Raw genomic sequence first — 13,117 nt, forward strand, 5'->3', positions numbered from 1 at the left:
TCCTTACTTATCTCCTCCATCTGACAGCTTCTCACAGATATTTTTGAAATACTTACAGCAGGATGATAACATCATAGCTGCGGCAAGAGCTTGCTCATCTTCTGAGAGATCCTCTCCGCATTTTATATGTCTATTTACAAATTCTTCCGCAGCCTCAGAAAGTCTGCCGTCTTCCGCTTCGCAGAAATCATATACCTTCCTGTAGTCTACTGCATCTTCCTGCTGAGGCATCAGCCCTTTGATGTCGCTCAGTGGAATATTCTGTTTAAGATTCATGATGAAGAGAATTTGTATTATCTGCTCCTTACTGTATTTTTTTCCTTTAAGGGGCTTTATTAGATGTTCTTTGCTGTAATTATTTATCATTGTTTTGGTAACCTCTTTCTCTGATGTCAAAGAAAGCAACTGATCCATATAAAGATCTATTTCCGGTATTTTGCTGCTCACAATAGGCTTTTCCCATAAATTCATGTCTTTCGAAATTTTCATGTCTTCGCTCCTTGTTTTCATATCATGCCAAAAATAACATATTAATCTGCCAAATAATTTAGCAGTATGGTTTTGTTCTATATTACAAAAAAAATTATTATTTTGCAATATAGGGTTGATAAAATCATTTTATATGTTACTATAATATGCAATACATAGTTTTAAAAACCATATATCGCATATTATAATTCTATATAAAGGAGTTCGCAAAAATGCCAAAATTATTTTCAAAAGCCAGAGATCCAATGAGCTGTTACACACATTTTATCGGAGCAGTACTATCTGTTGCAGGAATAATCATAATGCTGATAAAAACGGTGCAGCACCCCTTTACTGCGGTACAGTTCACCGGCATTGTATTCTGTCTGTCCTTAATAGGATTATACAGCGCCAGCAGCGTATACCATTATGTATCAGGGCCGGAATCTATCGTGAAAAGGCTGAGAAAACTTGATCATTCCATGATATATGCACTGATAGCAGGATCTTATACCCCTCTGCTCTACCAGATCCTTCAAAATCCGCAGAAAACCATTCTCCTAACTGCTATCTGGGTAATAGCTGCCGTAGGCATAATAATGAAACTCTGCTGGATGAATGCACCAAGATGGCTCAGTACTGTTCTTTATATATTAATGGGATGGTTTATTGCCATAGATTTTTCAGCGCTGAAAAGTCTTTCCGGAGAAACACTTTTCTTTCTTATTTCCGGTGGTGTACTTTATACCATAGGGGGAATCATCTATGGCATTAAAAAACCAAACATCGGGAAAATGTTTGGTTTTCATGAGATATTTCATATATTCGTCGTACTGGGCAGCATATGTCATTATTTTATGGTAATATTCATGATATAAAATCTACTGCGGCGTCTGCTGCTTAGCGTCGGTTCTTTTTCCTACCACGAAAAATCTTCCGTCATCAGTATGATAAGCGCAGGTAGACAGCGTTACCAGCTGATCTCCGTACTCGGCAGTAACTCCTGTATCATAAGCTGATATAGATTTTACGCCTTTTACATATTCATTGAAATCAGACCTGGAAGTTATTCCTGCATACTGATAATATTTGAATTCATTTGAATCTTCGGGATATATCTCCGTATACCCTGCTGCCAGCACCTCGTAAGTACCCTGACCTCCTTTGTATATAGTATCAAATCTGAAGGTCCTATGTTCATTAAAAAATTCTTTGTCCTCATATTTCAAAAGATCATGAAACATCGTTCCGTTTTTCATATTATGTCCGTAAATAAGAAAATTGGATGTCGGTACGAATATATCGCTGGTTGCGTCCATAAATGGAGTCCCCGAAGATGTACTCTCCTTGTCGAACCCTCTTCGGATATAGTACTCCGGATCACTCTGAGTCTGCATCACAGGATAGTCTATCTTCGTATCTTCGACAGTCACCCATCCTATAATATCCCCGTTGGCAAGATACAGATCCGCATATTTTCCCATTACTGTACCTTTGTCAGTGATAAGATCCTCCCTTTCCGTCTGAAGATCTTTCAGATCCTCAAGAGCATTCTGCTCTTTCATCCCGTTAATAAAATAGTCTGCAAGAACACCCGCTGAACCTATAAACACTATCAGACATATTATCAAGATTATTTTTCTTCCTAAACCCATATTTTATGTCCCTTTCATAAAATCTTGCTTTATTTGCTCAATTCATTCATGCTGAACAGTTTAATGCCATTTGATGTCAATACATCTATAGCCTTCTGAGGATCCTCAACTTTTATCATAATTACTGCCTCATCATCCTTAGCCTTGATAGTAGAATAAATATAATCTACACCTATATCATTATCAGCAAGTATCTTAAGAACTTTATGAAGACCTCCCGGTTTATCTTCCAAAGATACTGCCACGACTTCTGTAATGCTGGCAGTAAAACCTGCTTTTTTCAATATTTCCGTAGCCACCTCCGGGTCCGGAACAATGCATCTTAGAATACCGAAGTCAACAGTATCAGCAATGGTACTTGCCTTGATATCGATATTGTTATCGGCTAAAATCTTTGTTAAGTCCGCCAGCCTTCCCGTTGTGTTTTCTACAAACACCGACATCTGCTTAATTAACATTTTAATTCCTCCTTTATCCCTTAAAGGTTTCTCGAATCTTTAACTCTAACGGCTTTGCCTTCGCTTCTCGGCAATGTTCCTTCATTGAGGAACTTGACTTTACAGCCGATGCCCAGCATATCTCTCAATGAGTGATCAAGTCTTCCTCTGAGTTCTTCTATAAACTTTATGTTGTCTATGGCAAGTCCGGAAGCCAGCTCAACCTCAAGATCAAATGTGTCTTTATTATTTTCTCTTCCCACATAAATCATATAGTTTATCGTAAGCTCCTCAAACTTAGATATCACTTCTTCTATTTGTGAAGGGAATACGTTAACTCCCCTTATAATAAGCATATCATCAGTTCTTCCCAGAATCTTGCTCATTCTGACCGTAGTCCTTCCGCAGCCGCACTTTTCCCTCATCAGATAACAGAGATCTCTTGTTCTGTATCTTACCATAGGAAAGCCCTCTTTTCCAAGTGTCGTGAATACCAGCTCGCCTATTTCTCCGTCAGGCAATGGCTCAAGAGTTTCCGGATCTATTATTTCAGGATAAAAATAATCCTCCTGCACATGCATTCCTTCATTCTCATCACAGCTGATGGAAACTCCCGGACCTACGATTTCTGTAAGGCCGTAAATATCATAGGCCTTTATTCCCAGACCTTTCTCTATGCTTTCCTTCATTCCCTGAGTCCACGGCTCCGCACCGAAGATTCCCGCTTTCAGCGGCAGATCAGCCGGATCTATTCCTTCCTTTGCAACACCTTCAGCTATGGTAAGGGCATATGAAGGCGTACATGCCAAAGCCGTACTCTTCATATCCTGCATAAACATTATCTGCTTTTTGGTATTGCCGCTGCTCATGGGAATAACCGTAGCTCCAATGGTTTCCGCTCCGATATGCGCTCCCAGACCTCCTGTAAAAAGACCGTATCCGTAAGCAACCTGAACCACTGATTTACTGTCCTGTCCTGCACTTGCCATAGCTCTGGCTACACATTCTCCCCAGATTTCCAGGTCTTTCCTCGTGTAACCTGCAACTTTAGGCTTGCCGGTCGTTCCTGATGAAGCGTGTATCCTCACTATTTCTTCCATGGGTTTTGCAAAGAGTCCTGTCGGATAATTTGCAGCAATATCCTCTTTTGTTATGAAAGGTAATTTTCTTATGTCGTCTAAGGATTCTATATCCTCAGGCTTAACACCGGCATCATCCATTTTCTTTCTATAGTAAGGCACATTGTCATACTCATATTTTACGGTTTCCTTTAATTTTTTTAATTGCAGAGCTCGCATTGTTTCACGATCTGCGCATTCTATTTCCTTATTCCAAATCATTCTGCAACTTTTCCTTTCATTTGTCTGTCCGCCTTAGGCGATCGTACAGGCTTTTTTAAGATTTATGCGTTTCTTCCCATTTCAAACGCTTTTTTATTCAGTTCTACAAACTTTGGTTTTACATTCTCCTCGATAACCTTGATCCACGCAGCTTCATCAAAAGGAAGATCCTTTGAAGCTGCTCCCAGAAGAACCACATTCACAGCTTTGACACTTCCGCATTCTTCTGCTATCTCAAGAGCATTAAAAGCTTTAATAGTACCGGCCTTTTCCCGAAGTGTCTGCATGATATGCTCCGGGTACTTATCCTGTCCGAGAATCACTGGCATAGGAAGAATTTGCTGTGTATTAACATACATAGTTCCTCCTTTTTTAAGATAAGGCAGCCATCTGTATGCTTCCAACTCTTCAAAGGCAATTATAACATCAGCATCTCCCTCTTCTATTAGAGGGGAATTTACTGTATCTTCACTTATTTTTACATGAGTAACTACACTTCCGCCTCTTTGTGCCATTCCGTGTACTTCGGAAAGTTTTACATCAAAACCCTTTGCCAAAGCGAGATTGCCCAGAAGCACGCTGGCAAGCAATGTTCCCTGTCCGCCTACACCTACTATAAGTATATTTGACTTATTCATGCTATTTGTCCTCCTTTGCTTTTGAATCTATCTCTATAGCGTCGAAAGGACATACCTCTGCACAAAGCTCACAGCCTACACATCTGTCCGGTACTATGAACGGTCTGCCGTCCTTTTCCTCGATAGCAGGACATCCTATCTTCATACACATCTTGCAGTTCTTACACTTATCAGTAACAGTGTAAGGGATATCCGGCTGTTTTACTATAAGAGCACATGGTCTCTTTGTTATTATGACAGATAATTCGCCTCTCTCCGTTTCAGTCTTTATTACTTCTTCCAGTTCCTTGATCTTAAACGGATCTATCTCTGTTATATGTTTCACTCCGCAGGCTCTGCACATTGCCGCAATATCTATCGCCGGAGCTTCATCGCCCTGCGCGTTTTTTCCTGTAGACGGATTATCCTGGTGACCTGTCATGCCGGTGATTCTGTTATCCAAAATTATCACTGTTCCTTTAGATCCATTATAGTTCATATTAACAAGGCCTGTAATTCCCGAATGGAAGAATGTAGAATCTCCCAAGACAGCCACTACATCCTTGCTGTCGCCTATGGCCTTTTCAAAACCGTGGGCCATTGTGATGGAGGCCCCCATGCAAAGGCATGCATCCATTGCCGATGTCGGAGGAAGTGAACCCAGAGTATAACATCCAATATCGCCAAGTACGGTTTTCTTAAGCTTGCTCAATACGTGAAAAAGACCTCTGTGAGGGCATCCTGCGCATAAAAGAGGCGGTCTTCCCGGAACATTGTCGATCTCTATGGTTTCTGCCACAGGCATACCGAAAGCTGCTCTTATCATATTAGCGCTGTACTCACCCTGTATAGTAAACATATCCTTACCGCCGGCCAGCTTCACACCCATAGCTCTTATCTGTTCTTCAAAATAAGGATTTCCTTCTTCTATAACATAAAGTTTATCGACTTTTGAAGCAAAATCCTCTATCAGCTTCTTCGGAATAGGATTGATAAGTCCCATTTTCAGTACGCTGACCTCCGGAAGAGCTTCCTTAACATACTGATAACAGATCCCGCTGGTAATGATTCCTATGGAAGTGTCATTAATCTCCACTCTGTTGATATCCATGGTATTACTATCTTCAGCTATCCGGTTCATGCGTTCTTCCTGGATTATATGTAACTTTTTGGCCATAGCAGGCATGGCAACGTACTTCTGTATATTTTTTTTATATGGAATCCTGTCTTTTTCAACTCTCTGTCCCATTTCAACTATCCCTCTTGAATGGGACAGCCTCGTATTTGATCTCAGAAGCACTACTGTATCATACTTTTCACTGATCTCATAAGCAAGTTTCATATAATCCTTACATTCCTGAGCATTTGCCGGCTCCAGCATAGGAACTCCGGCGCTTCTTCCGTAATATCTTGAATCCTGCTCATTCTGACTGGAATGGCACCCGTTATCATCAGCCACCAGAATCACAGCTCCCCCTGTAACACCTGTGTACGCCGCTGTGAAAAACGGATCAGCCGCTACATTCAGACCTACGTGTTTCATACATGAAAGAGAACGCACACCCCCTATGGAAGCTCCTACAGCAACTTCTGTACCCACCTTCTCATTAGGCGCCCACTCCACATGAATTTCATTGTATTTTGCTAAATTTTCCGTTACCTCTGTACTGGGAGTCCCCGGATATGATGACACGACTTTAACACCGGCCTCATAGGCTCCTCTCGCAAAGGCTTCATTGCCCAGCATAATTTTCTTTTCCATATCTGTATCTTCTACCTTTCTTTTCCATTGAACCGCCGGCGGCGACTTTTCGGACTGCGCCTACCCGGCTTTTCTGTTTACTACTTATGTGTTCTCTTGTCTATTACTTTCTTTCCCTTACCTTCATATCTCGGCAGTGTTCCCGGTGTAACCAATGTTATCTTGGCATCTATATTGAGAACCGATTTTATATTATGCCTTATTTTAGCTCTCAGGTTTTCCAGTTTATTATAATCATCAAGCAGCGAAGCATCAGAGAACTCTATTCTTATCTCTATTCTGTCAAGATAGTCCTCTGTAGTCACTATGATCTCATAAAATGGCTCTATCTCATTCATAGCCATTATCACAGACTCTATCTGAGAAGGGAACACATTGACACCTCTGATAACCATCATATCATCTGTACGCCCCTGTACTTTGTTCATTCTCATGGACGTCCTTCCGCATTCACACGGCTCATCATTCAGCCATGTAATATCCCTTGTTCTGTATCGGAGCATAGGGAAAGCCTCCTTAGTAAGAGTTGTTATAACAAGCTCTCCCTTATCCCCCGTGGGCAGAGGCTCCAGCGTATCAGGATCTATTATTTCCGAGATAAACTGATCTTCAGCGATATGCAGTCCCTTTTTAAGATAGCACTCTCCCGAATATCCCGGTCCCCCCACTTCCGAAAGACCGTAATTTTCCGTTGCCAATATACCCAGCTGAGCTTCGATTTTCGCTCTCATTTCTTCTGTATGACCTTCTCCTCCAAAAAGGGCAAGTCTCAGTTTTATAGTATCCTTATCTATACCTTTTTTCTCTATTTCATCAGCCAGATACAATGCGTATGAAGGGGTTGCTATGAGAATTGTACTTCCGAAATCCTGCATGAGCATTATCTGTCTGTCAGTATTGCCGCTGGACAACGGAACTACCATCGCTCCTATCTTCTCCATCCCGTAATGCAGTCCGAATCCTCCTGTGAACAGGCCATATCCGAAAGCAATCTGCACTATATCATCGGCAGTTCCTCCCGCCGCACAGATAACCCTTGCCATAATCTCTGACCAATTATCCAGATCATTTCTTGTATAGCCTACAATCTTAGGTTTGCCTGTCGTTCCCGATGATCCATGAACTCTTACCACATCTCTCTTTGGCACTGCAAAAAGTCCAAAAGGATAATTGTTCTTCAGATCGTCTGCCGTAGTAAACGGAATATGTTTTAAATCGGTCAATGTCCTGATATGTTCGGGCTTAAGCCCGATCTCATCAAACTTATTCTTATAGAACGGCACATTGTTGTAACAGACCTGTACTGTCTTTTTCAATCGATCGAGCTGGATAGCGTTTTTGGTCTCCCTATCGGCACATTCCATCTCTTTGTTCCAAATCATGTGTTCCATTTTATTTCCTTCTTTATTATTATGTAGGTAACATCATCAAAACCGATTCTGCTCCTATATTAATATACCATAAAATCACCGAAATTCATATATTTTATTATCCGCCACTAAAGGGAGAAATGGTATGGAAACTATTCTAAAAGATAAAAATAAGCCGCTGTATTAATCTCAGTTAACACAGCAGCTTGATTTCAGTAATTTAATTTTCACCCTGAAGTTTATCGTAAACTATTTCTCCGTCAAATATTGTCATGTCAGTTTTAGTAGAAAGCATATTATCTATATTTTCAAATATATTGCGGCTAAATACATTTATATCGGCAAATTTGCCCTTTTCAACAGTCCCCAGTTTATCTTCCATACACATCATATAGGCAGGTCCTATAGTAGAATTCTTCAAAGCTTCGGCAACTGTGAATTTTTCCTGCGGATTCCAGCCTTCTTGCGGCATATCATTAGCCATTCTCCTTGTGACCGCTCTGTAAACAGTGTCTACAGGATCCAGATCAACAATAGGATAATCAGTGCCAAAAGCTACTCTCGCTCCATTTTTTTCAAGAGTCTTTCCTATCCATGACAAACGAAGCCGTTTTTCATCAAGCATGATAAATGCCGGATGAATTTCAAGAGAATCTATAACTATATGCGAAGGCTGTATGCTGGCTATGGTATTAGTCTTTGCAAATCTTCCGATATCGTCTTCATGAATAACTTCTATATGCTCGATAGTATTTCTCACATCTTTCTCCCCATACTCCTTTCTTGCTGTCTGGTAAGCATCAAGAGCCATTCTTACCGCTCCGTCACCGCAGGCATGCAGCCTCATGGCTATATCATTTTTATAACATTGCCGGCTCTTCTCATTAAGCCATTCCTGATCCACCAGAGGCTGAGAACAAAACCCCGGACGATCTGAATAATCCTCAACCATATATCCTGTATATGCCAGAGGCGTTCCATCTATAAAACCTTTCAGCCCTAAAAACCTCAGCTTATCCGAATTATACTCGTCTCTGAGCTTTATTGCCTCTTGTATATCCATTTCCATATGAGGAGCAAAAAATACTCTCATTTTCAGCTGATTCTTCTTTTCAAGACGCCTGCATGCTTTATGCTTCATTATCCTCATTACATGAACAGCCCCAATGGAGGTTATTCCCTTACTGTGAGCAACATCCATAAAAGCCTTTATCATCTCCTCTTCCATAACAGAAGATGCATTGAGGGCTTTTTCCGTCACCATCTCCATGGCAGGCTGTTCAAGAAAAAATCCTGTAGGCTCTCCATCTTCATCTCTGCCTATCGTTCCTCCTTCAGGATCAGGAGTATTTCTGTCAATGCCACACAGCTCAAGGGTCTTACTGTTTACCCATACTGAATGTAATTCATTATTAAAAGCTATTACCGGCCGATCAGGAAAGTACTTATCCAATGACGCCTTACTCGGCAACTTTGCCTCTGGCCATCTGTAATTATGCCATCTGAAACCTATGACCCATTCGTCATTTCGTTTTTTGTAAGCATCATAAAGCATTTTTGCAGCCTCTTCTTCTGTATTTGATTCATATATATCTACAGTTCCGGCATGCAAAGCGCCGAGAAACAAATGTACATGCCCATCTATAAGCCCCGCTGTCACAGTTCTGTCACCACAGTCTTTTATTTCATATTTACAAGGATCGTTATACTTATCTGTATCTCCTTTTACCACAGATTTTATCTTATTTCCCTCAATCTCTATATAACCTGCAAAGGGAGTATCGGCAACACTATCGTAAATACATGAGCTTTTCAATACTAAATTCATTGCGTCTTCCTTTCTGCGGCAGCAGCCGCCAACTGCAAAGCCAGAGGAAAACAACATTCTCTCTGGCTTTCAAAAGCTTATAGTTTATCGTAAACAACTTCTCCGTCGAACACAGTCATCACCGTTTCAGTGGAAAGCATATCATCAGTATCTTCAAATATGTTACGACTGAATACATTTATATCTGCAAGCTTTCCTTCTTCCAGAGAACCCAATTTATCTTCCATGCACATCATATAGGCAGGCCCTATAGTTGAATTTTTTAGAGCCTCGGATACCGTGAATTTTTCCTGCGGATTCCAACCTTCCTCAGGAAGATTATCCTCCATTCTTCTCTTGACTGCCCTGTACACCGAATCTACAGGATCCAAGTCTACGATAGGAAAATCCGTACCAAAGGCTACCTGCGCGCCGTTTTTCTCCAGCGTCTTTCCTATCCACGACAGGCGCACCCTCTTTTCATCCATCATATCAAATATAGGATGCTTTTCCAGCGACTCCATTAACATATGGCACGGCTGTATGCTGGCTATGGTATTAGTCTTTGCGAATCTTCCGATATCATCTTCATGGATTACCTCTATATGCTCGATAGTATTCCTCACATCCTTTTCGCCCAGCTCTTTTCTGGCTATTTCAAAGGCGTCCAGCGCCATTCTTACCGCTCCGTCTCCGCAGGCGTGAAGCCTCATGGCAATATCGTTCTTATAACATTCTCTGCTTTTTTCATAAAGCCATTCTCTATCTACGAGAGGTTCCGAACGAAAACCCGGGCGATCTGCATAAGGCTCTACCATATATCCCGTATATCCCAGCGGTGTTCCATCAAGGAAACCTTTCAGTCCCAAAAATCTCAGCTTATCTGAAGTATATTCTTTCTTAAGCTTAATTGCTTCATCTATATCCATCTCCATGTGAGGAGCAAAGAAAACTCTGACCTTGAGCTTATTCTTTTCTTCAAGACGTCTGCAAGCTTCATTCTTCATTATTCTGAGGACATGAACTGCACCTACTGTGGTAACGCCTTTGGTGTGAGCCATATTTATAAAACCTTCTATCAACTCTTCTTCTCTCTCAGGCGAAACGTCAAGGGCCTCTTTGGTAACAAGCTCCATGGCAGGCTGCTCCAACAGATATCCTGTAGGTTCGCCGTTCTCATCTCTTGCTATAGTACCGCCCTGTGGATCGGGAGTCTCCTTGTTGATGCCGCAAATCTCCAAAGTTTTACTGTTTACCCATACGGCGTGCAGCTCATCATTAAACGCGATTACAGGACGATCCGGGAAATATTTGTCAAGGGATTCCTTGCTGGGAAGCTTGGAATCAGGCCATCTGTAGTTAGACCATCTAAATCCCAGCACCCATTCATCGTCGCGGTCTTTATAAAATTCATACAGCTTCTCCGCAGCCTCTTCTTCCGTATCTGTAAAATAAAGATCTATGGTAGCATTATACAAAGACCCCAAAAACAGATGTATATGTCCGTCCATCAGCCCTGCTGTTATTGTTTTGTTGCCGCAGTCCTTAACTTCGTACATGGACGGATTATTATACTTATCCGTTTCGCCTTTCACCACATCTTTGATCCTGTTACCTTCAATTTCTATGTATCCCGCAAACGGAGTGTCACTGATGCTGTCAAAAATACATGTACTTTTCAATACTAAATTCATAATATCCCCCTATTCTGCAGACATCCAAATGCCTGATGCTCTGTCTTCCGGTTTGTTTTTTTGTAATAATAATATACTGCAATTAAAATTATCCGTAAATTCTTTTATTGCTAATTCTTTTAATATTCAGAAAAAACATTTGTCTTTTTTGCTCCTTTTTTTTATAATATATACACAAATAGCAACTAAGTTCTACAAAGGTCAAGGTGTATTATGCTGAAAAATATAACTTACGAAAAAGACTTGCCCGTTAAAATAGAGATCGCCTCTGTTTCAAACTATCCTATACATATGCATCCCGATATCCAGCTTATATATGTGCTGGAGGGACATGTAGATCTTAATCTGACATTTAAAACATATCGTCTTAAAAAAAATGATTTCCGTTACATACACAGCGAAGATATCCATTCTCTCAGCTCTGAAGACAACAGTAACATTGTACTTATCCTGAGCGTCGACATAGAATATCTGGAAAAAATATTTCCCAATATACGTACTGCCGTCATCACTATGCCGACAGACAAGACGCTGCTGCTTTACAATAATCAGCAGCTCCAGCTCAAATACTGTATTTTTCTGCTCCTAGACGAATTCCTCAAACGTACTGAAGGATTTCACACACGTGTAAAAAAGACACTGAAAACTATATTCGGAATCATTTACCGCGAATTCCGAGGATTTACAGTGGATAGAGAACACAAAGCATTCGTCTACAAAAGGCTTCAAGACATAAGACAAACTGAACGGCTGGGAGAAATAATTGATGATATCTATAAAAATTATGTAGAACCTTCCACTCTTGAAGAGATTGCATCAAGACAAAACCTGAATCCTTACTATCTGTCTCATTTATTTTCTCAAACTATAGGTATAAACTACAGAGATTTCATAAATATGGTCCGGGTAGAAACATCAGAATACGACCTTCTGTCCTCCGATCTTTCTATATCCCATATAGCTTTAAGTTCCGGTTTTTCAAACTCTTCTTATTACAATAAACATTTTACGTTCTGGTTTGGCATGTCGCCCCAGGAATACAGAAAGAAGTATATAGATAAAACCATAGCAAAAATGGAACCCAACATCAAATTTTATAATATAAAAGACTGCTCCGAAGTCATACATAAAAATCTTGACAGCCTTAAGACATCCTTCGGCGACTTACCCACCGAACCTGTAAGCCAGACAATCCAAATAGATCAGATAGATTTCACTGATTCTCTAAAAATTCATACCGGACTTGTCTGCCATAACCCGGATCTCCTCGATCTGCCGGATGATTACTTCTGTCATGATAAATTGCTCAGTCCCGACTTCATAAGAAAATACTTCTCTTCTGTGAAAATAATAATAGACAGCCATCCACACAAAAAAGGAGACAGCATCAAACCGGACATGTACAGTAGTATTAAAAGTACACTAGACAGCATAGTGACAAAACATACCTGCAGTTTCAGTCTGGGGTCAACACAAAATGATGAAACTATCTATACCCTCGGATATATAAAAACTCCCCTTTATTATCTGCTGCGTTTTTTCACTCAAAAATATGAAAGTATATATGTAGACACATACTATATAATATTAAAAAAAGAATCATCTTATCACATTTTATGCTGGAACCTGAATCTTACACATGAAAAGGAACTAACCATAAAATCAGAAAGTATCTCTGCCGGAAATTTCGTTACCATAAGCAAAATAAATATAGACGATTACTCCAGATACCTATCCGAGATACATCGCATATATCCAAAAAAGCACTATGAAGATATGCACTGCGAAACCGTAAAAAGGATACTGGAACAGAAACTGTTTTCCCAGGAGACATCATTTTTTACTGAAGGCCGCATCAATATACCAACCCACCTTCATAGTAAAAGCATCTGTTTCATCAGCATAACATCAACTGTAGAGCAGTAAATCAAAATGCCTGAGATCAGACATAATTTGATCTTAGGCAT

At 40.4% G+C, this 13,117-nt stretch carries 11 protein-coding genes; 2 read left to right on the plus strand and 9 right to left on the minus strand.

The genetic code is table 11. From position 1 onward, the window contains the following. Positions 1-3: 3 nt before the first annotated feature. The gene (locus H8692_RS03490; RefSeq protein ID WP_177270896.1) at positions 4-489 is read right to left on the minus strand and encodes a DUF1836 domain-containing protein; all 486 of its coding nucleotides are present in this window, start codon (positions 487-489) and stop codon (positions 4-6) included. A 212-nt stretch (positions 490-701) separates the two neighbouring features. Here H8692_RS03490 and trhA point away from each other — a divergent pair, with 212 nt between their 5' ends. Further along, positions 702-1,346, plus strand: coding sequence for a PAQR family membrane homeostasis protein TrhA (trhA, locus tag H8692_RS03495; protein ID WP_187524997.1), 645 nt, complete (start codon positions 702-704; stop codon positions 1,344-1,346). 3 nt (positions 1,347-1,349) lie between these two features. Here the strand turns inward: trhA and srtB are convergent, their stop codons facing one another. From srtB to H8692_RS03535, 8 genes are all read right to left on the minus strand, one after another. Then, the gene (gene srtB / locus H8692_RS03500) at positions 1,350-2,123 is read right to left on the minus strand and encodes a class B sortase (RefSeq protein ID WP_177270898.1); all 774 of its coding nucleotides are present in this window, start codon (positions 2,121-2,123) and stop codon (positions 1,350-1,352) included. A 29-nt stretch (positions 2,124-2,152) separates the two neighbouring features. Next, entirely contained in the window at positions 2,153-2,581 is a 429-nt protein-coding gene (locus H8692_RS03505; protein WP_177270899.1) for an ACT domain-containing protein, read from the minus strand. A 20-nt stretch (positions 2,582-2,601) separates the two neighbouring features. Continuing rightward, complete coding sequence (locus H8692_RS03510) at positions 2,602-3,900, minus strand: phenylacetate--CoA ligase family protein (protein WP_187524998.1); 1,299 nt, start codon at positions 3,898-3,900, stop codon at positions 2,602-2,604. Between the two features lie 62 nt (positions 3,901-3,962). Beyond that, the gene (locus H8692_RS03515; RefSeq protein WP_177270901.1) at positions 3,963-4,538 is read right to left on the minus strand and encodes an indolepyruvate oxidoreductase subunit beta; all 576 of its coding nucleotides are present in this window, start codon (positions 4,536-4,538) and stop codon (positions 3,963-3,965) included. Position 4,539: 1 nt separating this feature from the next. Continuing rightward, positions 4,540-6,279: an indolepyruvate ferredoxin oxidoreductase subunit alpha gene (gene iorA, locus H8692_RS03520; protein WP_177270902.1), complete on the minus strand. Its 1,740-nt coding sequence runs from the start codon at positions 6,277-6,279 to the stop codon at positions 4,540-4,542. Positions 6,280-6,359: 80 nt separating this feature from the next. Beyond that, positions 6,360-7,670: a phenylacetate--CoA ligase family protein gene (locus tag H8692_RS03525; protein WP_465250885.1), complete on the minus strand. Its 1,311-nt coding sequence runs from the start codon at positions 7,668-7,670 to the stop codon at positions 6,360-6,362. Between the two features lie 199 nt (positions 7,671-7,869). Next, a complete protein-coding gene (locus H8692_RS03530) occupies positions 7,870-9,477 on the minus strand; it encodes an amidohydrolase (protein ID WP_187524999.1) in 1,608 nt (535 codons plus the stop codon). Positions 9,478-9,554: 77 nt separating this feature from the next. Continuing rightward, complete coding sequence (locus tag H8692_RS03535) at positions 9,555-11,150, minus strand: amidohydrolase (RefSeq protein WP_187525000.1); 1,596 nt, start codon at positions 11,148-11,150, stop codon at positions 9,555-9,557. 213 nt (positions 11,151-11,363) lie between these two features. Here H8692_RS03535 and H8692_RS03540 point away from each other — a divergent pair, with 213 nt between their 5' ends. After that, positions 11,364-13,076 carry an AraC family transcriptional regulator gene (locus tag H8692_RS03540; protein WP_187525001.1) on the plus strand — a complete coding sequence of 571 codons (1,713 nt, stop codon included), beginning with the start codon at positions 11,364-11,366 and terminating at the stop codon, positions 13,074-13,076. Positions 13,077-13,117 lie beyond the last annotated feature (41 nt).

Origin of the sequence: Lentihominibacter hominis, assembly GCF_014385065.1 — a bacterium.
In the GTDB taxonomy this organism is placed as follows: Bacteria; Bacillota; Clostridia; order Peptostreptococcales; family Anaerovoracaceae; genus Lentihominibacter; species Lentihominibacter hominis.

Coding starts and splice junctions, on each gene's coding strand:
- H8692_RS03490 (WP_177270896.1), bottom strand. CDS start 489: ATGAAAATTTCGAAAGACATGAATTTATGGGAAAAGCCTATTGTGAGC.
- trhA (WP_187524997.1), top strand. CDS start 702: ATGCCAAAATTATTTTCAAAAGCCAGAGATCCAATGAGCTGTTACACA.
- srtB (WP_177270898.1), bottom strand. CDS start 2,123: ATGGGTTTAGGAAGAAAAATAATCTTGATAATATGTCTGATAGTGTTT.
- H8692_RS03505 (WP_177270899.1), bottom strand. CDS start 2,581: ATGTTAATTAAGCAGATGTCGGTGTTTGTAGAAAACACAACGGGAAGG.
- H8692_RS03510 (WP_187524998.1), bottom strand. CDS start 3,900: ATGATTTGGAATAAGGAAATAGAATGCGCAGATCGTGAAACAATGCGA.
- H8692_RS03515 (WP_177270901.1), bottom strand. CDS start 4,538: ATGAATAAGTCAAATATACTTATAGTAGGTGTAGGCGGACAGGGAACA.
- iorA (WP_177270902.1), bottom strand. CDS start 6,279: ATGGAAAAGAAAATTATGCTGGGCAATGAAGCCTTTGCGAGAGGAGCC.
- H8692_RS03525 (WP_465250885.1), bottom strand. CDS start 7,670: ATGGAACACATGATTTGGAACAAAGAGATGGAATGTGCCGATAGGGAG.
- H8692_RS03530 (WP_187524999.1), bottom strand. CDS start 9,477: ATGAATTTAGTATTGAAAAGCTCATGTATTTACGATAGTGTTGCCGAT.
- H8692_RS03535 (WP_187525000.1), bottom strand. CDS start 11,150: ATGAATTTAGTATTGAAAAGTACATGTATTTTTGACAGCATCAGTGAC.
- H8692_RS03540 (WP_187525001.1), top strand. CDS start 11,364: ATGCTGAAAAATATAACTTACGAAAAAGACTTGCCCGTTAAAATAGAG.